The 23955-nt window shown below is 69.9% G+C and carries 28 protein-coding genes; 13 read left to right on the top strand and 15 right to left on the bottom strand.

The window, feature by feature from the left end; genetic code table 11:
* The first annotated feature begins 34 nt into the window (after positions 1-34).
* Genes nhaA through ACWF7A_RS38250 form a run of 3 tightly spaced genes read left to right on the top strand, consistent with a single transcriptional unit; the run spans position 35 to position 2543 of the window.
* Positions 35-1192, top strand: coding sequence for a Na+/H+ antiporter NhaA (gene nhaA, locus ACWF7A_RS38260; protein WP_439662711.1), 1158 nt, complete (start codon positions 35-37; stop codon positions 1190-1192).
* Positions 1189-1629: a phage holin family protein gene (locus tag ACWF7A_RS38255; RefSeq protein WP_439662710.1), complete on the top strand. Its 441-nt coding sequence runs from the start codon at positions 1189-1191 to the stop codon at positions 1627-1629. The genes nhaA and ACWF7A_RS38255 overlap by 4 nt, the downstream gene beginning before the upstream one ends.
* Positions 1626-2543, top strand: coding sequence for an alpha/beta fold hydrolase (locus ACWF7A_RS38250; protein ID WP_452255455.1), 918 nt, complete (start codon positions 1626-1628; stop codon positions 2541-2543). Before ACWF7A_RS38255 ends, ACWF7A_RS38250 begins: the two co-directional genes overlap by 4 nt.
* Here the strand turns inward: ACWF7A_RS38250 and ACWF7A_RS38245 are convergent.
* Positions 2515-3999, bottom strand: coding sequence for an FAD-dependent oxidoreductase (locus tag ACWF7A_RS38245; protein WP_452255380.1), 1485 nt, complete (start codon positions 3997-3999; stop codon positions 2515-2517). The two genes, ACWF7A_RS38250 and ACWF7A_RS38245, sit on opposite strands and share 29 nt — an antisense overlap.
* A 69-nt stretch (positions 4000-4068) precedes the next feature.
* Here ACWF7A_RS38245 and ACWF7A_RS38240 point away from each other — a divergent pair, with 69 nt between their 5' ends.
* Positions 4069-4764 carry a TetR/AcrR family transcriptional regulator gene (locus ACWF7A_RS38240; protein ID WP_452255379.1) on the top strand — a complete coding sequence of 232 codons (696 nt, stop codon included), beginning with the start codon at positions 4069-4071 and terminating at the stop codon, positions 4762-4764.
* On the opposite strand, the gene ACWF7A_RS38235 is transcribed toward ACWF7A_RS38240, so the two are convergent.
* Genes ACWF7A_RS38235 through nth form a run of 4 tightly spaced genes read right to left on the bottom strand, consistent with a single transcriptional unit; the run spans position 4761 to position 7887 of the window.
* Positions 4761-5948 carry a MarP family serine protease gene (locus ACWF7A_RS38235; RefSeq protein WP_452255378.1) on the bottom strand — a complete coding sequence of 396 codons (1188 nt, stop codon included), beginning with the start codon at positions 5946-5948 and terminating at the stop codon, positions 4761-4763. The two genes, ACWF7A_RS38240 and ACWF7A_RS38235, sit on opposite strands and share 4 nt — an antisense overlap.
* A gap of 15 nt (positions 5949-5963) precedes the next feature.
* On the bottom strand, positions 5964-6623 hold the full coding sequence (locus tag ACWF7A_RS38230) for an NUDIX hydrolase (protein WP_452255377.1): 660 nt from the start codon (positions 6621-6623) through the stop codon (positions 5964-5966).
* The gene (locus ACWF7A_RS38225; RefSeq protein WP_452255376.1) at positions 6620-7183 is read right to left on the bottom strand and encodes a TlpA family protein disulfide reductase; all 564 of its coding nucleotides are present in this window, start codon (positions 7181-7183) and stop codon (positions 6620-6622) included. The genes ACWF7A_RS38230 and ACWF7A_RS38225 overlap by 4 nt, the downstream gene beginning before the upstream one ends.
* Entirely contained in the window at positions 7180-7887 is a 708-nt protein-coding gene (nth, locus tag ACWF7A_RS38220) for an endonuclease III (RefSeq protein WP_452255454.1), read from the bottom strand. Before nth ends, ACWF7A_RS38225 begins: the two co-directional genes overlap by 4 nt.
* A 136-nt stretch (positions 7888-8023) precedes the next feature.
* Between nth and ACWF7A_RS38215 the strand changes: the two genes are divergently transcribed.
* From ACWF7A_RS38215 to ACWF7A_RS38205, 3 genes are all read left to right on the top strand, one after another.
* Positions 8024-8263: a hypothetical protein gene (locus ACWF7A_RS38215; protein ID WP_030477588.1), complete on the top strand. Its 240-nt coding sequence runs from the start codon at positions 8024-8026 to the stop codon at positions 8261-8263.
* Between the two features lie 206 nt (positions 8264-8469).
* On the top strand, positions 8470-9144 hold the full coding sequence (locus ACWF7A_RS38210; RefSeq protein ID WP_030477589.1) for a Crp/Fnr family transcriptional regulator: 675 nt from the start codon (positions 8470-8472) through the stop codon (positions 9142-9144).
* Between the two features lie 482 nt (positions 9145-9626).
* Complete coding sequence (locus tag ACWF7A_RS38205; RefSeq protein WP_452255375.1) at positions 9627-10874, top strand: MFS transporter; 1248 nt, start codon at positions 9627-9629, stop codon at positions 10872-10874.
* A 100-nt stretch (positions 10875-10974) separates the two neighbouring features.
* Here the strand turns inward: ACWF7A_RS38205 and dnaN are convergent, their stop codons facing one another.
* From dnaN to ACWF7A_RS38185, 4 genes are read right to left on the bottom strand one after another with little or no spacing between them, the layout of a single operon-like run.
* Complete coding sequence (gene dnaN / locus ACWF7A_RS38200; RefSeq protein WP_452255374.1) at positions 10975-12066, bottom strand: DNA polymerase III subunit beta; 1092 nt, start codon at positions 12064-12066, stop codon at positions 10975-10977.
* 44 nt (positions 12067-12110) lie between these two features.
* On the bottom strand, positions 12111-12527 hold the full coding sequence (locus ACWF7A_RS38195; protein ID WP_452255373.1) for a tetratricopeptide repeat protein: 417 nt from the start codon (positions 12525-12527) through the stop codon (positions 12111-12113).
* Positions 12524-13414: a Gfo/Idh/MocA family protein gene (locus ACWF7A_RS38190; protein WP_452255372.1), complete on the bottom strand. Its 891-nt coding sequence runs from the start codon at positions 13412-13414 to the stop codon at positions 12524-12526. Before ACWF7A_RS38190 ends, ACWF7A_RS38195 begins: the two co-directional genes overlap by 4 nt.
* Positions 13415-13428: 14 nt before the next feature.
* Entirely contained in the window at positions 13429-13785 is a 357-nt protein-coding gene (locus ACWF7A_RS38185; protein ID WP_452255371.1) for a hypothetical protein, read from the bottom strand.
* A 39-nt stretch (positions 13786-13824) separates the two neighbouring features.
* On the opposite strand from ACWF7A_RS38185, the gene ACWF7A_RS38180 reads away from it, so the two are divergent.
* Together ACWF7A_RS38180 and ACWF7A_RS38175 are read left to right on the top strand one after the other, a co-directional pair.
* On the top strand, positions 13825-14619 hold the full coding sequence (locus ACWF7A_RS38180; RefSeq protein WP_452255370.1) for an NUDIX hydrolase: 795 nt from the start codon (positions 13825-13827) through the stop codon (positions 14617-14619).
* On the top strand, positions 14616-15425 hold the full coding sequence (locus tag ACWF7A_RS38175; protein ID WP_452255369.1) for an MBL fold metallo-hydrolase: 810 nt from the start codon (positions 14616-14618) through the stop codon (positions 15423-15425). Before ACWF7A_RS38180 ends, ACWF7A_RS38175 begins: the two co-directional genes overlap by 4 nt.
* On the opposite strand, the gene ACWF7A_RS38170 is transcribed toward ACWF7A_RS38175, so the two are convergent.
* From ACWF7A_RS38170 to ACWF7A_RS38155, 4 genes are read right to left on the bottom strand one after another with little or no spacing between them, the layout of a single operon-like run.
* Entirely contained in the window at positions 15419-16552 is a 1134-nt protein-coding gene (locus tag ACWF7A_RS38170; RefSeq protein WP_452255368.1) for a hypothetical protein, read from the bottom strand. The two genes, ACWF7A_RS38175 and ACWF7A_RS38170, sit on opposite strands and share 7 nt — an antisense overlap.
* 11 nt (positions 16553-16563) lie before the next feature.
* Positions 16564-17166 carry a hypothetical protein gene (locus tag ACWF7A_RS38165; RefSeq protein WP_452255367.1) on the bottom strand — a complete coding sequence of 201 codons (603 nt, stop codon included), beginning with the start codon at positions 17164-17166 and terminating at the stop codon, positions 16564-16566.
* 40 nt (positions 17167-17206) lie between these two features.
* Positions 17207-17662: a RidA family protein gene (locus tag ACWF7A_RS38160; RefSeq protein ID WP_452255366.1), complete on the bottom strand. Its 456-nt coding sequence runs from the start codon at positions 17660-17662 to the stop codon at positions 17207-17209.
* A complete protein-coding gene (locus ACWF7A_RS38155; protein WP_086668176.1) occupies positions 17659-17814 on the bottom strand; it encodes a DUF4177 domain-containing protein in 156 nt (51 codons plus the stop codon). Before ACWF7A_RS38155 ends, ACWF7A_RS38160 begins: the two co-directional genes overlap by 4 nt.
* Positions 17815-17882: 68 nt before the next feature.
* Between ACWF7A_RS38155 and ACWF7A_RS38150 the strand changes: the two genes are divergently transcribed.
* The 3 genes from ACWF7A_RS38150 to ACWF7A_RS38140 are packed head-to-tail and all read left to right on the top strand — an operon-like array spanning position 17883 to position 20292.
* Entirely contained in the window at positions 17883-18134 is a 252-nt protein-coding gene (locus tag ACWF7A_RS38150) for a hypothetical protein (protein WP_452255365.1), read from the top strand.
* 44 nt (positions 18135-18178) lie between these two features.
* Entirely contained in the window at positions 18179-19171 is a 993-nt protein-coding gene (locus ACWF7A_RS38145; RefSeq protein WP_452255364.1) for an ArsA-related P-loop ATPase, read from the top strand.
* Positions 19168-20292 (top strand): ArsA family ATPase, encoded by a 1125-nt coding sequence (locus ACWF7A_RS38140; RefSeq protein WP_452255363.1) that lies wholly within the window; start codon positions 19168-19170, stop codon positions 20290-20292. The genes ACWF7A_RS38145 and ACWF7A_RS38140 overlap by 4 nt, the downstream gene beginning before the upstream one ends.
* Positions 20293-20305: 13 nt before the next feature.
* On the opposite strand, the gene ACWF7A_RS38135 is transcribed toward ACWF7A_RS38140, so the two are convergent.
* On the bottom strand, positions 20306-20596 hold the full coding sequence (locus ACWF7A_RS38135) for a WhiB family transcriptional regulator (RefSeq protein ID WP_452255362.1): 291 nt from the start codon (positions 20594-20596) through the stop codon (positions 20306-20308).
* Positions 20597-20833: 237 nt separating this feature from the next.
* On the opposite strand from ACWF7A_RS38135, the gene ACWF7A_RS38130 reads away from it, so the two are divergent.
* Positions 20834-23263, top strand: coding sequence for a transglycosylase domain-containing protein (locus ACWF7A_RS38130; RefSeq protein ID WP_452255361.1), 2430 nt, complete (start codon positions 20834-20836; stop codon positions 23261-23263).
* On the opposite strand, the gene ACWF7A_RS38125 is transcribed toward ACWF7A_RS38130, so the two are convergent.
* Positions 23260-23907, bottom strand: a complete 648-nt coding sequence (locus ACWF7A_RS38125) for a GntR family transcriptional regulator (RefSeq protein WP_452255360.1) — start codon at positions 23905-23907, stop codon at positions 23260-23262. The two genes, ACWF7A_RS38130 and ACWF7A_RS38125, sit on opposite strands and share 4 nt — an antisense overlap.
* Positions 23908-23955: the final 48 nt, after the last annotated feature.

Below are 23955 nucleotides of genomic sequence, written 5' to 3'. Positions count from 1 at the left end.
TATTCGTGTACCTGTCGACCGCCCTGGGAGCCCTGTGCCTCGCAAGATCGCTGACTTCGCCCGTTACCTGCGCACGGAGACCGTGGGCGGCACCGTGTTGCTCGCGGCCACGGCGGTCGCGCTGGTGTGGGCCAACTCGCCGCTCTCCCCCGCCTACTTCGGACTGCGCGACCTCCACCTCGGACCGTTGTCGGTCGGCGACTGGGCCAAGGACGGTCTGCTGGCGGTCTTCTTCTTCGTGGCGGGGCTGGAGCTGAAGCGCGAGCTCGTCGTCGGCGAACTGTCCAATGTGAAGGCGGCGATCCTGCCGATCATCGCGGCCGTCGGCGGCATGGTCGTGCCCGCGCTGATCGCGTTGACGATCGGCTGGGGGCAGCCGGGGATCGAACGGGCGTGGGCGATTCCCGTTGCGACGGACATCGCGTTCGCGCTCGGGGTGCTGGCGCTGACGGCGTCCGGGCTGCCGTCGAGCCTTCGGGTGTTCCTGCTGTCGCTGGCCGTCGTGGACGACCTGGGCGCGATCGTGCTGATCGCGATCCTGTTCACCGCCAAGTTCAACCTGCTCGCGGCGGGCGCGGTCGTGCTGCTGCTGGCGCTGTACTGGTTCCTGCAGCACAAGAGGATCACCAGCGCCTGGGTCTACGTGCCGATCGCGCTCGCGACCTGGTGGTTCATGCACGAGTCGGGCGTCCACGCCACGATCGCGGGCGTCGCGCTGGCGTTGCTGACGCGGGTGCGGCGCGACCCGTACGAGCAGGAGGCGCCGGCGGTCCGGCTGGAGCACCGGCTGCAGCCGTTCTCGGCCGGGGTGGCCGTGCCGGTGTTCGCGCTGTTCGCGGCAGGTGTGCCGGTGGGCGCGGAGGCGTTGGGCAAGCTCTTCTCGGACAAGATCGCTATCGGCGTGATGGCCGGGCTCATCGTCGGCAAGGTGATCGGGATCGTGGGGGCTTCGGCGCTCGCGGTGTGGTTCAAGATGGCGGTCTGGCCGTCCGGTGCGGGGCCGCGCGACATCGTGGCCGTGGCGACGCTGGGCGGGGTCGGGTTCACCGTCAGCCTGCTGATCGCGGAGCTGTCGCTGGCGGAACCCGAGACCGCGAAGGCCGCTGTGTTGCTCGCCTCGATGATCGCGTCGCTGCTCGCCGCGGTGTTGCTCATTCGTCGCAGCCGGGCTCATGGCACCATGTCCGGGTGACCACCAGGGAGCACATCGCGTCGATTCCGCTGACCGCAGACGACCCGACGGCCGAGGCGTCGATCGGCGGTCTTGTCCGTGATGCGACGGCCCACGTGTCGACCTTGGTCAGAGCAGAGGTCGAGCTCGCCAAGGGCGAGATCACTGCCGAGATCAAGAAGGGCGTGAAGGGCAGCGTCTTCTTCATCGTCGCGCTGACGATCCTCTGCTTCAGCCTGTTCTTCTTCTTCATGTTCCTCGGGTACGGGTTCTCCTCGTGGTTCGGCTGGTCCACGTGGCTGGGCTTCCTGCTCGTGTTCGCACTGATGATCGTGACGGCCGTCACCTTCGCGTTCCTCGGCTACCGCAAGGTCCGCAAGATCAGGGCGCCCGAGAAGTCGATCGCCGCCGCGAAGGACACCGTCGCGGCACTGACGCGCAGGGGCGACGACAACTGAGCCGCAAACCCGACCCGTCCGTCGTGCGGGTCGCGGGTCCGTGGACGCACCGCGACGTGTCGGCCAACGGCATCCGCCTGCACGTCGCCGAGCTCGGTGAGGGCCCGCTCGTGCTGCTGCTGCACGGGTTCCCCGAGTTCTGGTGGTCGTGGCGGCACCAGCTGACCGCACTGGCCGAGGCGGGCTATCGCGCCGTGGCCGTCGACCTGCGCGGCTACGGCGACTCGGACAAGCCTCCGCGCGGCTACGACGGCTTCACCCTCGCGGGTGATGTCGCGGGCCTGATCAAGGCACTCGGCGCCCAGCGCGCGCACCTCGTGGGTCACGCGTGGGGCGGCGCCACGGCGTGGACGGTCGGCGCCCTGCACCCGCGCGTGGTCTCGTCGATCTCCGTGCTGTCCGCACCGCACCCGCTGGTGACGCGCCGGACGTTCCGCAGGCATCCGCGGACGAACTCGCACGTGCTGCGCTTCCAGCTGCCGATCTACCCGGAGCGCTGGCTGACCGGCGAGAACGGCCTGCAGGTCGCCAAGCTGATCTCGGCGTGGTCCGGCCCGAAGTGGCGCTCGGCGCCCGAGTTCGACGAGGTCATCCGCCGCTGCCGGCAGGCCATGACGGTGCCGGGCGTGGCCCACAGCGCGCTGGAGTACTACCGCTGGGCCGTGCGCTCGCAGGTGCGCAGCGACGGCCGCCGGTTCGCCGAGGCCGTCGACAAGCCGATGCAGGTGCCGGTGCTGCAGATCCACGGCTCGCTGGACCCGATCGTGCTGGAGTCCGCGGCGCGCGACTCGCTGCCGTGGCTCGGGCCCGAGTCGGACTTCCGCTACCTGCCCGAGGTGGGGCACTTCCCGAACCAGGAAGCGCCGCACACCACGAGCAGGCTGATCACGGAGTTCCTGCAGAAACTGAGCTGAACGCCGCCCTCAGGGTTTCGGCGGGGTCGTCGGGCAGGTCGGCCGAACGCCAGGCGACGTAGCCGTCGGGCCTGACCAGCGATGCGCCCTTCGCGGACAGGCCGAAGATCTCCAGCCGCTCGACCCGTTCGTACCGCACGGCCAGACCTGCCGTCGCCTCCTCCCACTGCGGGTGGTCGGCGACGAGCACCCAGCCGCGCTGGAACAGGTCCAGAGTGGACTTCCCGGGCTCGGTCCACGCGTGCGGGGCGCGCGTGCCCGGCTGACCGTTCCACTGCTCGGGCAGCTGCGCGGGCGGCAGTTCCGGACCCGCGCCGAGCACCGCCGCCGAGCGGTACAGCACGCCGTAGTGCATCGCGTTGTTGTCGATCAGCGGCACGTCCTCCGGCTCGCCGTCGCGGTTGTGGCCGTCGTTGCGGGCGAAGATCTGCTGGTGGCAGAGGATGGCGACCGGGCGCCGTTCGGCGTCGTAGGTGTCCAGGAGGGACGGACGCGACTCGGCGCCGAGCACGGCCGCGAGCTTCCACGCGAGGTTGTGCGCGTCCTCGATGCCGACGTTCGCCCCGAACCCGCCGCGGCTCGGCGGCAGCGTGTGCGCGGCGTCGCCGGCGAGGAGGACCCGGCCCTTCGAGAACCGGTCGGCGACGGCGGCGGAGATCGTCCAGCGTCCGGTCGTGATGATCTCGATCTCCAGGTCGTCGCGGCCGATGGCCTGGACGATCTTCTCCCGCAGCTCGGGCTCGGTGTACTCGCGGTCGTCGAGCATCAGGACCCAGCGGCCGTCGCCGTAGGTGGTCAGGAAGCCGACGCCGTCGACGACGAACTGGCCGATGCCGTCCTTCAGGTACTCGTCGAGCGGCGCGCGGAACAGCACGCTGCGGGAGGTGTGCATGTAGCCGCGGCCGCTGCGGGTGATGCCGAGCGCCTCCCGAACCGGGCTGCGGTGGCCGTCGGCCGCGACCAGGTAGTCGGCGCGGATCTCGTACGGCTCGCCGTCGCCCTGCACGAGCGCCGTGACGCCCTCTTCGTCTTGCGTGAACTTCAGCATCCGGGTGCTCATGCGGATGTCCGCGCCGAGCTCGCGGGCCTTGTCGCGCAGCAGCGGTTCCATCCTGTCCTGGGCCACGCCGACGCCGGTCGACGGCGAGTACTCCGTGGCCGAGACCTCGGAGGGCGGCGTCCAGAAGGTCTCCTCGAACCGTTCACCGACGAGGCTCGCCACCCGGACCCGCCGGACGCCGAACCCCTTCGCCATCCGGCTCGGCGGCAGCTCGCCCTCCAGCCCGACGGCACGCAGCATCTCGCCCGTCCGCGCCGTGAAGCCGACCGCCCGCGGGTGTGGTGAGCTGCCCGGATGCTTCTCGACCAGCACCACGTCCACCCCGCGCCACGCCAGGAACAACGCGGCCGACGTTCCCGCCAGCCCTCCCCCGACCACCAACACCGAAGTCCTCATCGCATCCCCTCAATACGCCGTATCGTTCAATACACTGTATCTCGATGAGACGCTGTATTGTCCAGTCCGATGCCGAACGAAGCCGTGTGGGACCGCCCAGAGCCGCCCAGCAAGCCGTCCCCGACCCCGCTGAGCAGGGACCTGATCGTGGGCGCCGCGATCAGGCTCGCCGACGAGGGCGGGCTCGACGAGGTGTCGTTCCGCAAGGTCGCCGCCGCCCTGAACGCCGGTCCGATGCGCCTGTACGGCTACGTCGAGACCAAGGACGAGCTGCTCGACCTCATGGTCGACGAGGTCTACGGCGAGATCACGCCACCGGGGAAGTCAGCGGACTGGCGCGAGGGGCTGAGGCACGTCGCCCACGGCATCCGGGACGCGGCGAAGCGGCACGAGTGGTTCATCGACCTGCTCAGCAACCGCCCGCACCAGGGCCCGCACGCGCTCACGCACATGGAGACCACGCTCGCCGCGGTCCGGTTCGACGACATCGACCAGGTGCTCGACGTGGTCGGCGCGGTGATGGCGTACGTCTTCGGGGCCGTGCGCGGCGAGATCACCGAACTGCGTGCGGAACGCTCGTCCGGCCTGACCGAGGAGCAGTGGCAGCGGGCGTCCGGGCCGTACATGCAGCGGATGCTCGCCACCGGCCGGTTCCCGACGCTCGCCAGGGTCATGCACGAGTCCGTCGACCGCGACCCCGCGGTGAGGTTCGAGACCGGCCTCGGCTACGTCCTCGACGGCGTCGCGGCCCGCCACGGGCTCTAGCTGGCACACCCCTGGGTGGAGGCCCGGCGGGTCAGCGTCGGCGCCTTCTGCACCATCGCCTGCACCTGCTGGGCCGTGAGCACGAAGCCCGTCTCCGGGTCGTCGACCGCGGCACCGAAGACCACGCCCATCACCCTGCCGTTCGGGTCGACCAGCGGGCCACCCGAGTTGCCGGAGCGGACCTCGGCGCGGACGGTGTAGACGTCGCGGGTGACCGTCTGGGCGTCGTAGATGTCCGGGCCGCGCAGCAGCGGGATGCGCTCGCGCACGCGGGCCGGCGATGCCTTGTACGGGCCGTCGAGCGGGTAGCCGAGCACGATGCCGTCCTCGCCCGGCTGCACCTCGTCGCTGCGGAACTGCAGCGGCGTGGCCTCCAGGTCCGGCACCGCGAGCACGGCGATGTCGGTGCGCGGGTCGTAGGAGACGACCGTCGCGTCGAACTGGCCGCGGCCGACCTCGACCGTCACCTCGTTCGTGCCGGCGACGACGTGCGCGTTCGTCATGACCCGCTCGGGCGCGATGACGAACCCGGTGCCCTCGAGGGCTCGCGAGCACGACGGCGCACGGCCGCGGACCTTCAGCACCGACGCCTGCAGCCGCTTCGAGACCGGCGAGTCGGCGAGCTGGTTGTCCGGTGGTGCGGTGTCCTTCAGCGGCGTGCGGTTGAACGGGTCCATCGCCTGCGGGAAACCCGAGACGTCGAAGAGCTTCTGCAGGTCGCCGGACAGCACGCGGGCGGCCTGCGGCATGGTCTGGTCGACCTTGCCGAGGATCACCGACTGCTTGAGCGACGAGGTGAGGTCGGGAAGACCGACGACCGAGGTCAGCGGCAACGCGATCATCCACGCGACGATGAAGACGACGAAGCCCTGCACGATCGCGCCCAGCGCGTTGTCCGCGCCGCGCAACGGTGACGCGTTGACCCTCGCCTTGATCGTCCGGCCGATGTAGACGCCGATCGTCTCGCCCAGCGCCACGAGCAGCACGACGATGCCGACCGCGAACACGACCTTGGTGACGACGTTCTCGAACTGGGAGACGAGCAGCGGTGCGATCTGCGTGCCCAGGATCAGGCCGACGAGCACGCCGACGAACGCGGGCAGCGCGACGACCATGCCCTGCCTGGCCCCGGAGACCGCGGCGATCGCGGCAAGGCCCAGCACCAGCAGGTCAACCCAGTTCAACCCGAAACCTCCGCCTCACTGTGTAGCGCGCAACGCTAGTTCAAGGTCACGCACATCGGTCGCGTCCCACGGCTGTTCCCAGCCGCCGAGTGCGATCAGGCCGTTGATCAACCCCGCGGTGAAGCCCCACACCAGCATGCCCGGCGCGGAGAAGGCCGCTCCGACGTAACCCGCGGGGTGACGCACCCGGAACCTGTTGGCAGGATCGGCGAGATGCGCGACCGGCACCCGCGCGACCGCGGCGGTCTCCGCCAGGTCGACAGGTGCGACGGGGCTCGGCTGTTCCCAGTAGGCGAGCACGGGCGTGACCACGAACCCCGACACCGGCACGTACAGCTCCGGCAGCGTCGCAAGTGGTCTCACTCCTGACTCAAGTACACCGGTCTCCTCGTAAGCCTCGCGTAATGCCGTGCCCACCGGCCCGTCGTCCGTTTCGTCCTGTGCGCCGCCGGGGAACGCGACCTGGCCCGGATGTGAGCCCAGCGTGTCCGAGCGGCGCAGCAGCAGGACGTCCGGCCCGTGCTCCTCGGACTCGCCGAACAGCATGAGCACGGCCGCCTTGCGCACGCCGTCCTCCGGCGCCCGCGGGACCCGCATGAACGTGGTCGCGTCGATCTCCTCGGTGGCCTTGGCCAGGCGCAGCATCCAGTCGGGTGGCTCCACCGCCTCCGTCATCGAACCGCCTTCTCCACCTGTTCCGGTGCCGTGAAGTACGGCGGATCGGTGATCTGCCGGACCTGACCGTCCGCTGCTACGTAATACGTGGCGGGGAGCGTCATCGGCGCCTTGACTTGCTTGCGCAGCTCGTCGGCCGCGTCGTGAACGGACGGCAGCCGCACGCCGAGCCGGGCGAGCAGCTCCAGGCCGTCCGCCTCCCTGCTGTCCACGAGAACTGGGACGACCGGCACGGCACCTGGTTGCTTCGCGTAGGAATCCAGCACGGGCAGCTCCTCCTGGCACGGCTGGCACCAGGTCGCCCAGAAGTTGATCAGGACCGGGCCCTTCAGCGCGACGGCCGTCCGGGTGCCGTCACCGAGGCACGTCACCCCGATGCCGTCTTGTGCCCCCGGCACGCACGGCCGGAGCTGGGCCTGCGCGCGCAATGCGGCCATGTCCTGCGTCGGGCGGGTGGACGTGGGCGGCGGCCCCGGCGACTCGTCACGGGGCCACAGCGCCACGACACCCGCCACGCCGAGGACGAGCACGACGGCGAGCCAGCGCGTGCGGTTGTTCACCCCACCAGTTTGTCACCGGCTCGAACCCGCTCGGCGAGCTCGATCAGGTGGGGCTTCTCGTCACCCTTCACGAGCTTGGCCGCCTTGTCCGGATCTTCCGGGCCGAGACCGTACGACGGGCAGTCCTTCATCAGCAGACAGGCGCCACAAGCAGGGGTTTTGGCGTGGCAGACCCGGCGGCCGTGGAAGACGATCCAGTGCGAGGCCATGGTCCAGTCGCGCTTCTCGATCAGCTCGCCGACGGCGTGCTCGACCTTCACGGCGTCGTCGAGATCGGTCCAGCCCCATCGGCGCACGAGGCGACCGAAGTGGGTGTCGACTGTGAGCCCGGGCACATCGAACGCGTTGCCGAGAACCACGTTGGCCGTCTTGCGTCCTACACCGGGGAGCTTGACCAGCTCCTCCATCGTGTCCGGCACCACCCCGTCGTGCTGCTCCACAAGAGCGGCACCGAGACCGAGCAGAGACGTTGCCTTGTTCCGGAAGAAACCGGTGGGGCGGAGCATCTCTTCGAGTTCCGTCCGGTCGGCGCCGGCGTAGTCGGCGGCCGTCGGGTACTTCGCGAAGAGCGCGGGGGTGACCTCGTTGACCTTCTTGTCGGTGCACTGCGCGGACAGGATGACCGCCACGACGAGCTCGAGCGGAGTGGTGAAGTCCAGCTCGCAGTGCGCGTCGGGGTATCCCTCGGCCAGCACGCGGACCATGCGCCGGGCCCTTCGGGTCAGGCCGAGCTTGGTTTCCGGTTTCTTGGTTGCGGGCACTGATCCAGAGTAGTCAACACGCCGGAACCGACCCCTAGATCCGCACTCGAATCCCTCATGCGCCACACTTCGGAGCATCATGACTGCCTGGCTTGTGATCGTCGTTCCGATCGTGATCATGTTCTTCGCGCTCTTCATGGAGCGCGTTGAAGCGAAGCTCCGGCACGTTGCCGTGCAGGAGAACGAGGTCGAGGAGTTCCTGGAGTCCGCCAGGCCCGAAGAGGTCAAGGCGCTCTACGGACACGGCATCGGTCGCGCACTCGACATGTTCCGCCTCCGTCGCCGGGGCCGCGGTGGCGCGCGCAAGCGCGTCCGCTGACGGCCTGGTGCTGACGGCCACCCAAATGGCGTAGGCTGGCTCGTTGGGCTCTGGATCGAGCCAGTCGGGTTGTTCCTAGTAAGACGGCGAGCCGAGCGGCGATCCACAAGAGAGCCCTTAGACTGCAACGCAGTGATCGGCGGCACGGCGCTGACTCCACCAAAGATGGTGGTAGGCGTGCCGTCGCGTCGATTAGGAGGGACGAGGTGGACGAGACCCTGGCGCGAGCGGGCATCTTCCAAGGGGTGGACCCAGCAGCTGCAGAGGCGCTGGCGACGACCCTTGAGACGGTGGAGTTCCCGCGTGGCCATGTCATCTTCGCGGAGGGTGAGCCGGGCGATCGCCTGTACATCATCCAGTCCGGCAAGGTGAAGATCGGCCGCAAGTCGCCGGACGGCCGCGAGAACCTGTTGGGGATCTTCGGACCTTCCGACATGTTCGGCGAACTGTCCATTTTCGATCCCGGCCCCCGCACGTCGACAGCGACGACGGTGACCGAGGTGCGCGCGGTGTCCATGGACCGCCCCGCGCTCCGTCAGTGGATCACCAACAGGCCGGAGATCGCCGAGCAGCTGCTGAGGGCCCTGGCCCGCAGGCTGCGCCGGACGAACTCGATGCTGGCCGACCTGATCTTCACGGACGTGCCTGGCCGCGTCGCCAAGGCGTTGCTGCAGCTCGCGCAGCGCTTCGGCTCGCAGGAGGCCGGCCTGCTCCGCGTCACGCACGACCTGACGCAGGAGGAGATCGCCCAGTTCGTCGGCGCGTCCCGCGAGACCGTGAACAAGGCTCTCGCCGACTTCGCGCACCGCGGCTGGCTGCGGCTCGAAGGCAAGAGCGTGCTGATCCTGGACCCGGAGCGCCTCGCGCGCCGCGCCCGCTAGCACAGCAAGACCCGCACACCGCGACAGAGCTTTCGCGAGTTCGCGCTGGTCGTCCGTTCGCCTCTTCGTCGTGATTCGGCGAAGCCCAATCAGGGCGAAGCGGCGGGCGGATGACCAGCTACTCGGCGAACTCGCGCGGAGTCTGCGGAGCAGCGACCACGAACAAAGGACCGGGCGCCACCCCCGACGTGGCGCACCGGTCCTTTGTGGTGCACGGCCCATCCCCCGACGAACCGTGCTTTCCCTCCCTCTGGCGCGCAGGCCCCGACCCTCAGGCCAGAGGTTGGTCTCTCGGTCGATGAGTCAACTTTCGCACGTCAGCACCCCGACTGCTCAAGCCCTTTCACCCTCAAGGACCTCGGGTGTGGCTGATTCGTTGCATGTTTCACCCGGTCATCCCATTCCTGTGACCCAATCGCAACCATCGTGACCCTGCGCACCCGATCTGGTACATCCGTACCAACTTTGGCATACTGGTACACATGTCCCACTCCGCTCGTCTGTCCGACTACCGTGCTGCCCTGACGACCCCCGGCATGCGCGGCCCCGTGGTCGCGTCTCTGCTCGCCCGCCTGCCCATCGCGATGGTCGGGCTCTCGCTGCTGCTCTACGTCGAGCGCGCGACGGGGTCGTTCGCCGTGGCCGGCATGGTCTCGGCGGCGGCGCTGGTGGGCGTGGCGCTCGGGTCCGTCGTCCAGGGCCGGCTGATGGACCGCTTCGGTCCCACCCGCCCCCTGCTCTGGGTGGTCGGGCTGTTCGCCTTCTTCGTCACCGTCTCCGTGCTCGCCGTCGAGGCGGGCGCGTCGGTGTTCGTGCTGGTCCCGCTGGCCCTCGGCGTCGGCGCGACCGAGCCGATGGTGGGCTCGGCGTCGCGTGCGCTGTGGGAGCGGATGGTCCCGGCCGGCCCGACGCGGATGGCGGGCTACGCCTACGAGGCGATCAGCATGGAGGTCTTCTTCATCCTCGGACCGGGTCTCGCCGGTCTGCTGCTGGCCGCGCCGTGGGCGGGCACCGGTGTCGTCGTCGGCTCCGTGCTGATGGTCGTCGGCGCGCTGTGGTTCGCGTTCAACCCCGTCGTCCGCGCGTGGGGCCCGGTCGTGCAGGCGCCACGTCCGTTGCTCGGCGCGTTCGCCTACCCCGGCATGCGGACCGTGGCACTGGCCGCGCTCGGCTTCGGTGTGACGATCGGTTTCGTCGAGGTGGCCGTGCCGGCGTTCGCGAAGGCCGCGGGTCACGCCTCGATGGGTGGCCTGATGCTGTCGCTGTGGTCGATCAGCTCGGTGATCTTCGGTGTCCTCTACGGCATGCGCCCGTGGCCGCGCCCGATGCACCTGCGCCTGCCGGTGCTGCTGGGCGGCTTCGCTCTGCTGGCGTTCCTGCTCGCGATCCCGGCCACGCTGATCGGTCTCGCGGTGGCGCTGTTCCTCGTCGGCACGCTGATCACGCCGCAGTCGACCGCGCACTCCGCGGCGATCGAGCAGGTCACGCCGAACGGCATGGCCGCGGAGGCGTTCGGCTGGGTGATCACCTCGGTGACCGTCGGGCTCGCCATCGGCCAGGGCCTGTCCGGTCAGCTGATCGAGCACTTCGGCACGCGGCCGGCGTTCATCGCTTCAGGCGTCGCGGGCCTGCTGATCGCGCTGGCGGTCTGGCTGCTGCGCGGCACCGTGCAGCGCGGTGTGCCCGCTGAGGTGCCGGCGCGGTCCGAAATGGAGCTCGCCTCGCGCTGAGAGACGTGGAAGCGGAAGGCCGGCCTGGAGTGGGCCGGCCTTTCGCGTTGTCGGGCTGATGAGGGTGGAGGTGTGGGGCCGCACGAGATGCGTGCCCCCGCTAGGCCACCGAACGCATCGGCACCACGAGGTACGTGAGCTCGACGCCGTCTTCGAGCGGCGGCGACGTCAGCACCGTCGAGCGCAGGCCGTCCTGGATCTTCAGCTCGATCCGCCGGCCGGCGAACGCCTTCAGCGCGTCCGCGAGGTAGCGGGCCTGGAACGTCTTGGTCAGCCGGTCCCCCTCGACCGTGGCCTTGACGAACTCCTCCGACTCGCCCTGCTGCGGGTCGCTGCCCTTGACCCTGAGCTCCGAGTCCTCGACCTGAAGGGTCACGGCCTGGTGCGGGCCGCCGTAGGGCGTGGCTCTGCGGACGGCGCGCGCCAACGCGTCGGCGTCCACGAGCACCGTGCTGTCGATGACTGCCTCCAGGAGTCGGCGCGCCCGGTCGTCCGGGAACGGAGCGGCCAGAAGTGCGGTGGAGATCGAGTTGGTGCCCCAGGCGAGGCCGATCCGGTCCTCGTTCGCGTGCAGGGCGACACGGCCTTCGGCCTGCCGGGCTGCCTCGACGAGCGCCTTCGCAGGTACCAACAGGTCGAGGTGACCTCGTTGTTCCCACGGAAGTGTGGCGTAGGCCATGCGGTAGCGGTCCGTGGCCATGACGTGCAGCTTCTGCTCGTCCGACTGGATCCTGATGCCGGTGAAGATGGGCAGCGCGTCGTCCTTGCTCGCGGCCCCCGCCACCGCCGCGACCAGCCTGAGCGTCGCCGCGTCGACGTGCCCCCGCAGCGGCGGCAGCTCCGGAACGCCGGGGTGGTGGTCGAGGTCGAGCAGCGGGATCGCGAACCGCGAGTTCGGCGTGCGGATCGCGAGCCGCTGGCCCTCGACCTTGAGCCGCACCTGCGGGTCGTCGAGCGCCTGGAGGGTCGCGGCCAGCGGCTTCGCCGGCACGAGCACCTCGCCCTCGGTGTGCACCGTCGCGTGCACCGTCAGCCGCACGCCGTGTTCCTGGTCGCTGCCCGCGATCTCGACGTCCGTGCCCGCGCGGAGCCGGACGCCGGCCAGCACCGGGTCGAACACCCTCGTCGGCAGCAGCCGCGCCACCTCGGCGGCGGCACCGGCGAGCTCGGCTGTCGTGGCGGTGAGGTCCATGTCCTGGACGCTAGCGGGCACCCCTGACAATTTCGGACGGGAGCTCAGCCGCCGAGACGCGCCTGGGCCGCCCTGAGTGCGACCCGCGTCGACTCGGCCAGCGCCGGGTCCCCGCCCTCACGCAGGTCCAGCGCCCGCTGGAAGTGAGCACGGGCCTCCTCGAACCGGCCCTCGTCGAAGTAGCACTTCCCCCAGTGCTGGTGCACGAAGTCGGCGATCTCGCCGCTGTCCGCGCACCGGGCGAACTCCGCGTGCGCCTCGGCGAACCTGCCCTGCCACTGGTGCACGTGCGCGAGCCTCAGCCGTGAGGCGGTCGAGGGACGCAGCTCCAACGCCGTGGTGAGTGCCTGCTCGGCCAGGTCGAGCCGGCCGAGCATGCGCGCGGCCACCCCGATCTGCGTCCACGCCTCGTACTCGTCCGGGACCTCACGCAGCGTCTCGGGGTCGATCGTGAACCTCACGCACCCGCCTTGCTCCGGGCCAGGTCGATGATCCGCTGCAGGTGCAGCCCCCGCCGCACGTCGCACTCGTGCGAGGTGGTCCCGCTGTGCACCATCGCCACGAAGTCGTCGAGCAGGTTCGTGAAGCACTCCGACGCCGGGGTGTCCCGGTTCGTCAGGGTGCGGTGGCCCTCGGTGCCGAAGACGGTGAAGTCCGCGAACGGCGGCTGCACCGGCAGCGAGAGGCAGAGCGAGACGGTGCTGGTGGCGCCGCCCTCGTGCTGCAGGATCAGCTGCCACAGGCCGGTGTCGGTGACGTTCGCGGCCAGCACGTCGGTGATCTCGCCCAGGGCCGCGTCGAGCAGGTCGAACGCATGCGGGCCCACGTCGTCCAGCGCGCCCTTGTCGTGGCGCCACGGGGAGTTCGAGAACGGGCCGTCGAGCAGGGCGCCGGAGATCCAGCGGCTGTCCGCGCCCGTCCAGCCGCCGGTGCGGCGCAGCTGGGCCAGCATCTCCTTGGTCTCCGGGGCGTAGCGGCGGGTCAGGACCACCAGGGACGCGACGCCCGCCTCCGCGACGGCGTCGGCCAGTTCCGACGCCACCTCGGCGGACTCCGCGATCGGCTTCTCCAGGACGACGTGCTTGCCCGCCCTGGCCGCCTCGATCGCCATCGGCCCCTGCACGCCCGGCGGCACGCAGAACGCCACGGCGTCCACAGTGGACAGCATCGCGGCGTAGTCCTCGAACGGCTCCGCGCCGAACGAACCGGCGAGCTCGGCGGCCGCTTCGGGGCGGCGCGCCCACACGCCGGTCAGCCTGGTGCCGGGGTGGTTCGCGACTCCGGGAGCGTGGATCATCCGGGCCCACGGGCCGGCACCGACCAGTCCTACGCGCAGCTGTTCTTCCACTGGTCCATCCTGCCTCAGGAGTAACTGGCCTTGGGCACGAAGATCTCGCCGCCCTTGTCGAACTTCAGGCGCACGCCGGCGTCGGAGGTCTCCCGCTGCGGCTCGTGACCCCACCCGCCGGGCACCGTCACGACGTAGCCGCGGTCCGGTGTCGGACCGAGCCAGACCTCGTAGTGGGTGCCGCCCACGAGCCGGTCGACCTTCTTCACGTACATGCCCGGCGCCTCGGTGGTCGGAGCGACGCTGCTCACCGTCGTGGTGTCGGGCACGAACATCACCACGCCCGCCACCGCGGTGAGGCCTGTGCCCATGACGGCACCGAGCAGGAACAGCAGGATCTTCACCAAGCAGCCGGAGACGTTCGTCGCCATCACACCATCCTCGGGTAAGCGCGGTCGTACGCTCGGAGAATGCCCGACGACATGACCTTGCCGGGGAACCTGGTACCCGCGAAGCCGGTCTCCCAACCCGCGCAGGCACGGGACGCCGTCACCGTGGTCCTGCTCCGCGACGGCGCCGAGGGTCTCGAGGCCTTCCTGCTGCGCCGCGTGAAGGGCATGGCGTTCGCGGGTGGCATGAGCGTCTTCCCCGGTGGGGGCGTCGACCGGCGCGACGCCGACACGTCCGTCGCGTGGACCGGTCCGCCGCCGGAGTGGTGGGCGGAGATCTTCTGCGTCGACGCGGGCACGGCCCGTGCGTTCGTGTGCGCCGCCGTGCGCGAGACGTTCGAGGAGTCCGGCGTCCTGCTCGCGGGGCCCGACCCCACGTCGGTCGTCGCGGACACGGCGAAGTACTCCCGGGCCCGGCAGCAGCTCGTCGACCGCGAGCTCTCGCTGGCCCAGTTCCTCGCGGCCAACGACCTCGTCCTGCGCGCGGACCTCCTGCGACCGTGGGCGAACTGGGTGACGCCGTACGAGGAGCCCCGCCGCTACGACACCCGCTTCTTCGTCGCCGCGCTCCCGCACGGCCAGAACGCGGACGGCGAGACGACCGAGGCGTCCGACGCGGCCTGGCAGAGGCCTTCGGACGCCATCGCGGACGCGCAGGAGGGCCGCCGCATGCTCATGCCGCCCACCTGGCGCACCCTCGACGAGGTGGGCGCGCTGGGCAGCGTCGAGAAGGTCATGGCCGAGGAGCGCAGCGTCGAGAAGATCATCCCCAAGCTGGTCCGCGACGGCGACGTCATCCGGGTGGTGTTCCAGTGAGCGGCTCCCCGCTGATCGGCGCCCGCGCGGAGCACCCGCGCTACGGCGAGCTCCGCCAGGTCACGCCGCACGCCGCCGTGCTGCTCGCGGACAACCCGTCCCCGATGACGCTCGACGGCACCAACACGTGGCTGCTCAAGGCCCCGGACGCGACGTCGTACGTCGTCGTCGACCCCGGCCCGCTCGACGAGGCCCACCTGAAGCGCGTCGCGGCGATCGGCCCGGTCTCGGAGATCCTGCTGACCCACGGCCATCCCGACCACTCCGAGGGCGCCAGGGAGTTCGCGGAACTCGTGAAGGCCCCGGTGCGCGCGCTCGACCCGACGTTCACGCACGGCTCGGAAGGCCTCACGGACGGCGCCGTCATCACCAGCTCCGGCCTGGAGCTCCGCGTCCTGGGCACGCCCGGTCACACCAGCGACTCGCTGTGCTTCGTGATCGACGGTGAGGCCGTGCTGACCGGCGACACCGTTCTGGGCCGCGGCACGACGATCGTCGCCCACCCGGACGGAAGGCTCGGCGACTACTTCGAGTCGCTGAAGCTGCTGGCCGAGCTGCCGGAGGGCACCGCGGTGCTGCCCGGCCACGGCCCTGAGCTCACCGACGCCGGCGAAGCCGCGCGGAGGTACCTCGCGCACCGCACGCAACGGCTGGACCAGGTGCGCGAGGCCGTCGACCGGCTCGGCGGCGCACCTACCCCGCGCCAGGTCGTCGAGGTCGTCTACAAGGACGTCGACAGGGTGCTGTGGCCCGCCGCCGAGTGGTCGGTGCGGGCCCAGCTGGAGTACCTGCGGACCGGTTACTGAGGCTGGTGGCCGTTGTTCGAGGCCCCGAACGCCGACTGACGCGACGACGAGCGGTCGATCTGCCAGCGGCCGCTGTCGGCCCCCGGTGACCCGGTCTGTTCCCGCTGCGCCAGCTCCTCGTGCAGCTGCTGCAGCAGGGCCCGCTCGCGCTCGCTGAGGTTCGCGTCCACGGAGGACGGTTCACCGGCCGGCTCGGCGAGAGCGGCCTGCAGGGCCGCCAGCTCGTCGGGCTTGAGCTCGGTGGTGATCTCGGCGCGGTTGATCGGCACGGGCTCGGGCAGCGTCTCGATCTCGGGCTCCGCCGAGGCCATCGGGATGCGCTTGACGGGCTTGGGCGGGAAGGGCTGCGAGCCCTCCAGCGCCGTCGGTGTGGAACGTGTGCGTCGTGAGCCGGTCTCTTCCAGTTGCTCCGGCGCCGGTGTCGGCTCGGCCACCGGCGCCGGAGCCGGAAGCTCCTCGGCAGGCTGGTCGAACCAGGCTTGCTGCTGCGCCACGTGGTCGGCCATCGACGGCGAGGCCGGGGCACCGGAGATCGGCACCGCGCGCGACGACGTCACGGCGGAGGCGTGGTAGTCGCTGAGCTGCACGCCGGTCGTCATGACCTCGACGGCGGCACGGACGCCCGCCTTGCGCAGCACGGAGTCGACCCGGTAGGCGGTCGCGGGCGCGAAGCCCTGCGGACCGATGTCCACGAGCACGACCCGCTGCGGCAGCGGACCCGGCGTGGAGCCCGTCGGCGACGAACGCCAGACGCACCGCACCGAGCGGATGTCCGGCAGCACCGACACCGCGCGGGACAGGTCCGCGGCGATGTCCGAGGCCGGGTCGGTCTCGGAGGTGAAGCGGTGCCGGATGAACGGCAGCATCTCGACCACCGGCAGGCGGTCGGTCAGCGACGCGTCCGAGCGGACCTCGTGGAGGATCCACGTGATGGCGGCGCGCTCGTCCGGCAGCACCGGGATGCTGCCGGCGAGGAGCGTGCCGACGAGCAGTTCGATCGAGCGGTCCAGTTCTCCGACCGCGAGGAACTCGCGGGCCTGCGACAGAGCGGCGTCGTCCACGCGCCCGGCCATCGACAGCAGGAGATCGTGGAGACGGACCGGCAGGCCGACACCGTCGTTCGTCACGTCAGTTCTCCTTAGCTCAGCACCAGGTGCTGATCGGACTCGGCGCCGGCGCACACCAGCTCCGATGCCGCCAGCGCCGCCCGGTGGTAGGGCGGCAGGTCCATGCCGGACGACACGACCTCGACACACGGGTCGTGCTCGCCCAACGCCCGCAGAACGCGCTGCAGCTCGCCGGTCAGCCGGGCGTGGCCGGTGCTGGCCGCCACCAGCAGGGCGCGGTTGATCCCCTCGGGACCGATGCGCCAGCAGGAGCGAACTTCACCGACCCCGTGCCGGCCTCGCAGCGTGGCACCGAGGACGACGGTCGCGGAATCTCCCATCGGCACCCGATCGGGTGATTCCGGGGAAAAGGTGTAGTCGGTGGCAGGCAGTTCGTCCAGTCCTTTGACCGAACTGAGGTAACCGGGTTCCGCCCCGTAGGGCACCAGCGCGTCCTGCAAAAGACGGATCTCGTGATCCGTCAGTGGGATGCGTCCGTGCAGAAGGGTGCGCGGCAACGAGCGCGCGAGCACCGCGTACGCGTCCGAGGCGGCCCAGTCCCGATACCGCCACAGCAGGTCGTCCGGAAGGCGTCCGGCGAGCCGCAGCAGCAGTTCGTGGCACGTGTCCGACATGTCACACCCTTCAGCAGAACCCGGGACGACGACCGGGAACTCAGACCTCGACGATCAGTTCGATCTCCACCGGAGCGCCGATCGGCAGCTCGGCCACGCCCACGGCGGACCGGGCGTGCTTGCCCTCGTCACCGAAGATCTCGCCGAGCAGCTCCGAGGCGCCGTTGATGACGCCCGGCTGACCGGTGAAGCCCTCGGCGGAGGCCACGAACCCGACAACTTTCACGACTCGCTTGATCGAGTCAATCCCCACGAGCGCATGCACGGCCGCGAGAGCGTTGAGGATGCACGTCGCGGCGTACTGCTTGGCCTCCTCGGGGGAGACGTCGGCGCCGACCTTGCCGGTGGCGGGCAGCTTGCCCTCCACGAACGGCAGCTGGCCGGACGTGAACACCCACGGGCCGCTCTGCGTGGCGGGCACGTAGGCGGCGAGCGGGGCGGCGACGCCGGGCAGCTCGATGCCGAGCTCCTTCAGGCGCTCGCTCCAGGTGCTCATGCCTTCACTCGCTTCAGATACGCGACGTGCTGCTCACCGGTCGGGTTCGTCAGCACCGTGACCAGCTCCCAGCCGTCCTCGCCCCACTGGTCGAGGATCTGCTTCGTGGCGTGGATCAACAACGGCACGGTCGCGTACTCCCACTTCGTCATGCGCGGAGCCTAACTTGCCACCCGAGCGGAGCCTGCGCGGTTCCGCGGGTTGGAGCTACCTTGATCACATGGAGACCTGGCGGATCGTCGCCACCGGCCTGTTCGCGGTGGGCGGGCTGGTCATGGTGCTCGTCGCCATGGCTCAGGTACGTGATCGCAAGCACAGCCGGCGCACCCAGGTCCTGCAGGCCGGGTTGATCGGACTGGTGGTCGTGGTCATCCTCACGGCGAGCATCGCGCTGTGGCTCCCGTCGGTCGTGGCCTGGGCGCTGGTCGCCGCAACCGCCATGGCCGTTCTCTTCCTCACCATGGTGGATTGACCGACCGATCCACGTTCGACCGATTTCACACATAGTCTGGACGTGTGACGTCGTGGACCGAGGAGCTGACCCGAGCCCGTCTGCACGTGGTCTCCGGCAAGGGCGGCACGGGCAAGACGACAGTCGCGGCCGCGCTGGCGCTGGCCCTGGCCACCGGTGGCCGCCGGGTGCTGCTGGTCGAGGTCGAGGGCAGGCAGGGCATCGCCCAGCTCTTCGACCGGGCCCCGCTGCCGTACTCGGAGGAACGGATCGCGTCCGCGCCGGGCGGCGGTGAGGTGCACGCGCTCGCGGTCGACGCGGAGGCCGCGCTCCTCGAGTACCTGGCGATGTTCTACAACCTGGGCTTCGCGGGCCGCACGCTGCGCAAGATGGGCGCGATCGAGTTCGCGACCACGCTCGCGCCCGGCCTGCGCGACGTCCTGCTGACCGGCAAGGTCAAGGAGTGCGTGAACCGCACCGGGCCGGACGGCCGCCACCTCTACGACGCCGTCGTGCTGGACGCGCCGCCCACCGGGCGCGTGGTCAAGTTCCTCGACGTCACCAAGGCCATGGCCGACCTCGCGAAGGTCGGGCCGATCAAGGGGCAGAGCGAGGGCGTCGTGCGGCTGCTGCACTCCGGCGACACGGCGGTGCACCTGGTCGCGCTGCTGGAGGAGATGCCGGTGCGCGAGACCCTGGACGCCGTCGTCGACCTGGACGGCGCCGACCTGCGTCCGGGCGCGGTGCTGGTGAACCGGGTCCAGCCGGCGCGGCTGCCCGCCCGGTCGCTGCCGGTCGCCGCCGAGGGCAGGCTCGACGAGTCGCGGGTGCGCGCGGGGCTGAAGACCGCCGGGCTCGACCTCGACGAGTTCACGCTCGAGGGTTTGGTCGACGAGACGGTGGAGCACGCCATCAGGGTGCGGTCACAACAAGAGGCCAAGGAACTGCTCGGCGAGTCGGACCTGCCGACGCTGGAACTGCCCGACCTGACGGACGGGGTGGACGTGGCCGCGCTGTACGAGCTGGCCGAGGCGCTGGTCGCGGCGGGGGTCCGATGAACAAGCTCGAGTTCGACCCGCTTCTCGACGACCTGGAGACGCGCGTCCTGGTGTGCTGCGGCTCCGGCGGCGTGGGCAAGACGACGACGGCGGCGGCGCTGGCGTTGCGCGCGGCCGAGCGCGGCAGGCGCGTGGTCGTGCTGACGATCGACCCGGCCCGGCGCCTCGCCCAGTCGCTGGGCCTGCGGGAGCTGGACAACCACCCGCGCGAGGTGGTCGTGGACGGCTTCGAGCCCAAGGGCGAGCTGTTCGCGATGATGCTGGACATGCGCCGCACGTTCGACGACATGGTGCTGACCCACGCGGGCCGCGACCGGGCCGACCAGATCCTGTCGAACCCCTTCTACCAGACCATTTCCTCGTCGTTCTCCGGCACGCAGGAGTACATGGCGATGGAGAAGCTGGGCCAGCTGGTGGCGCAGGACGAGTGGGACCTGATCATCGTCGACACCCCGCCGTCGCGGTCGGCGCTCGACTTCCTGGACGCGCCGCAGCGGCTCTCGACGGTGCTCGACGGGCGGTTCATCAGGATGCTGTCGGCACCCGCGCGTGCTTCCGGCCGAGGGCTCCTCAAGATCGTTGGAACCGGTTTCAGCCTTTTCACGCGCGCCGTCTCGACGATCGTCGGCGGCCAGCTGTTGCAGGACGCGTCGACTTTTGTCCAGGCTTTCGACAGCATGTTCGGTGGATTCCGCGAGCGCGCCCAGCGCACGTACGAACTGCTCCGCTCGCCCGGGACCGGTTTCGTGGTGGTCGCGGCGGCGGAACCGGACGCGTTGCGCGAGGCGAGCTATTTCGTGGAGCGGCTCAGCGCCGAGAAGATGCCGTTGTGCGGGCTCGTCGCGAACAGGACGCACCCCGTGCTGGCGGCGGACCTGCCCGCGGCGAAGGCGCTGGCCGCAGCGGACGACCTCGACCGCTCCGGTGACGCGCCGCTCGCCGCGGCAGTGCTCCGGCTGCACGCGGACCGGGTGGCAGTCGCCGATCGTGAGAAGCGGCTGCTGGCCCGGTTCACGCGTGCCCACCCCGGCGTCTCGCTGGTCGGCGTGCCCGCATTGCCTGCTGACGTGCACGACCTCGACGGCCTACGGGAGATAGGTCGCCGCCTCGCCGGCGAGTAGACGCTTTGAGCGCCTAGCTGACCCTCGTGTCCTCGACGTGCTCTTGACGTGCGTTGTCGAGCAGTTCGAGCCATGAGTCGACGTCCGGACGGCGGCGCAGCAGAGCACGGCGTTCGCGCTCGGTCATGCCTCCCCAGACCCCGAACTCGATCTTGTTGTCGAGCGCTTCGGCCAGGCATTCCATGCGCACCGGGCAACCCAGGCACACGAGCTTCGCCTTGCGCTGCTCCGCACCTCGGACGAAGAGCTGATCCGGCTCTTCGTCACGGCACGAAGCGTTGATACGCCAATCCCCCTGGTTCATATCCCCCACTCCTCAGTGCTGTCCAAATGTGGAAATCCGCCACACCCCTGCCACGGATGCCGTAGCGTTCGAGCTACGGCTGCATTCCTTGGACGTTGACGGACTGTAGTGCCGTTCGGTTCCCTGTCCAAGCCTGGGTCACCCGACTGTTACCTGTCGTGCGTATGTCTACTCATGCTGAGTAACGACACTTACTGATCACCTTCACCCGTTCGTGTACGGCGTACGCTGAGCCGCGTGCGAGTCAGGAATGGCGTGCTCAAGATGCTCGGCCTGTGCCTGCTGGCTGGGGTTCTCCTCGCCGGCATGCTGTTCCCAGTCGTGGGCGCGACAGGTCTCGTCTCGAACAGAGCCAGCGACACTGTGGACAGCATCTCGGCCGACCTCGTGACGACGGATCCTCCGTTGATCACCACGGTCACGGACAAGGAAGGCGCCCCGATCGCCTACCTGTTCGACCAGTACAGAGTGCTGACACCTCCCGAGAAGATCTCGCCGACCATGAAGGCGGCGCTGATCTCGGTCGAGGACCGCCGGTTCTACGAGCACCAGGGCGTGGACTGGAAGGGCACGATCCGTGCCGGCCTGACGAACCAGGTCAGCGGCTCGGTGTCGCAGGGCGCGTCGACGCTGACCCAGCAGTACGTCAAGAACTACCTGGTCCACGTGGTCGCGCGGAACAACAAGCTCGAGCAGGCCAAGGCCCAGGAGCAGACGATCGCGCGCAAGATGCGCGAGGCGCGGATCTCGTTGCAGCTCGAGCGCAAGCTCGGCAAGGAGGAGATCCTCGCCCGGTACCTGAACGTCGTTCCTTTTGGTTCGACCATTTACGGCATCGCGGCGGCGGCCCAGGCTTACTTCAACACGACTCCGGACAAGTTGACGGTTCCGCAGGCCGCGATGCTCGCGGGAATGGTGAACAGTCCGTCAGCGCTCGACCCCGAAGCGTATCCGGACAAAGCTTTGGACCGGCGCAACAAAGTGATCGACAGGATGGTCGAGAACGACAAGCTGTCGCGCGACGCGGGTGAGGCGGCGAAGAAGGAAGGGCTGGGTCTCGCGACTCCGGTCCGCACTCCGCCGAACGGTTGTGTGGGCGCCGGCCCGGAAAACGGTTTCTTCTGCTCGTACGTCGTGAACTACCTGCAGCGCGCGGGTTTCAGCGAGGAACAGCTGCGCACCGGTGGCTACACCATTCAGACCACATTGGACAGAGCAGCCACCCAGCAGGCGAAGCAGGCGGCCGAGGCGGGCGTCGGCAAGAACACCGACGGCATCGCGAACACCATGGCGATCGTCAAGCCCGGCAAGGAGCGCCACGACGTGCTGGCGCTGGTCGCGAACCGCGACTACGGCCTGAAGTCCGACCTGCGCCAGACGACGTACGACCTGCCCAGCGGCGTGGAGAACAAGTTCGGCGCGGGCTCGGTCTACAAGGTCTTCACGGCCGCGGCGGCGCTGGAGAAGGGCCTCGGCATCGAGAACGTCATCCCGACGCCGACCTCGCACACGTCCAGGGTCTTCAAGGGTGGCGCCCAGCGCTGCCCGAGCACCGGTGAGCCCGGCACCCGCTGGTACTGCCTGTCGAACTTCGACTCGAGCTACCCGTCGTCGATGACGCTGCAGCAGGCCCTCGCGACGTCGCCGAACACCGGCTTCGTGATCCTCGAGGAACAGACCGGCATGGACGCCGTGGTCGACATGGCCTCGCGCCTCGGCATGCGCGAGACGATGGCGACGAACCTGCAGGGCACGCGGCCCGACCCGAAGGCCAAGGACAAGCAGAACCGCATCTCGCAGACGGAGTTCTACAAGCAGAACGGCGGCAACGCGTCGTTCACGCTCTCCCCGGCGCCGGTGTCCACTCTGGAGCTGGCGAACGTCGCGGCGACCATCGTGAGCGGCGGCAAGTGGTGCCCGCCCACGCCGATCGCGAAGGTGCTCGACCGCAACGGCAAGGGCGTCCCGGTGAACGAGGCGCCGTGCGAGCAGGTCGTCGCCGAGGGCCTCGCGAACGGCCTCGCCGTCGGCATGAGCAAGGACGACGTCGGCAACGGCACCGCCGCGGCCGCCGCCCGCGCCGCCAAGTGGACCCGCCCGATGATCGCCAAGACGGGCACCACCGAGGAGTACAAGTCGGCGGCGTTCATCGGCGCGACCCCGGACTTCGCGGGCGCGGTGCAGACGTTCAACGACGGCACCTCGCCCCGCCCGATCTGCGTGACCGGCACACCGAGGCTGTGCCCCGGCGGCAACATCTTCGGCGGCACGATCCCGGCCAAGACGTGGTTCGAGACGATGACGAAGATGCACGGCGGCATGCCCGTGTCCGCGCTGCCGCAGGTGGAGCAGCGCTACCTCAAGGGCGGCCGCGAGATCCAGGTGCCGGACGTCGTCGGCAAGCAGGTCAACGACGCCACGCGGATCCTGGACCAGGCCGGCTACAAGGTGAGCCAGCAGACGGTGAACTCGGAGCAGCCGAAGGGCACCGTCGTGAGCCAGTCGCCGCGCGGGAACGCGTTGCGCGGCACGGTGATCACGCTGTCGGTGAGCTCGGGGTACGTGCCGCCGCCGGTCGCGTCGGAGCCCCCGGCCCAGCCGCCGCCCAGCCCCGGCGACCCGAACCAGCCCCCGCCGGTGACGCTGCCGACCGAACCGAACCGCTAGCCCAGCATCGCTTTGAGTCGCTCGACGCTCACGTCGACGTGAGCACGGATCTCGGCGACCGCCCTGTCGCGGTCGCCGAGACGGACGGCGTCGAGGATGGCCCGGTGCTCGGCGATCACCTCGTCCGGTGTCTCCTGCTTCGAGAGCACCGTGAGGTAGAAGCGCAGCTCCTTGGTCAGCGAGGCGAAGAACTCGTCGAGCCGGGTGCTGTCGAGCAGCGCGACGATCGCCTGGTGGAAGGCGAGGTCGCGGTCGACGATCTCGCGCGGGTCGTTCCGGGCGGCGTCGACGAGCGCGTCGAACGCCTCGGTGATCTTCTCCAGCTGCTCCGGGCGCGGGGTGCGGGCCAGCGCGGCGGTCTCCAGGCGTTCGCGGGCGGTGTAGAGCGCCTCGATCTTCTCGGGTGTGGGCGCGATGACGACGGCGCCGCGGTTGACCTCGTAGCGCACGAGGCCGGTCAGCTCCAGGATGCGGACGGCCTCGCGGATGGTGTTGCGCGCGACGCCCAACTCGGCCGCGATCGCGCTCTCCCTGAGCCTGTCACCAGGGCCGAAGGCACCCGCCATGATCCGTTCGGAGAGGCCGTCGGCGAGCTGCTGGGCCGTGGTGGTGCGGCGCACTTCGAGACCGTCGAGGGCTGACATGAGGCCAGTTTACTCAGTTGCCCTACAGTTGAACTGTACTACAGTTTG

The organism is Lentzea sp. NPDC055074 (assembly GCF_053608005.1).
Note: the sequence above shows the minus strand (reverse complement) of the source record. Positions and strands in the feature narration are given on the sequence as shown.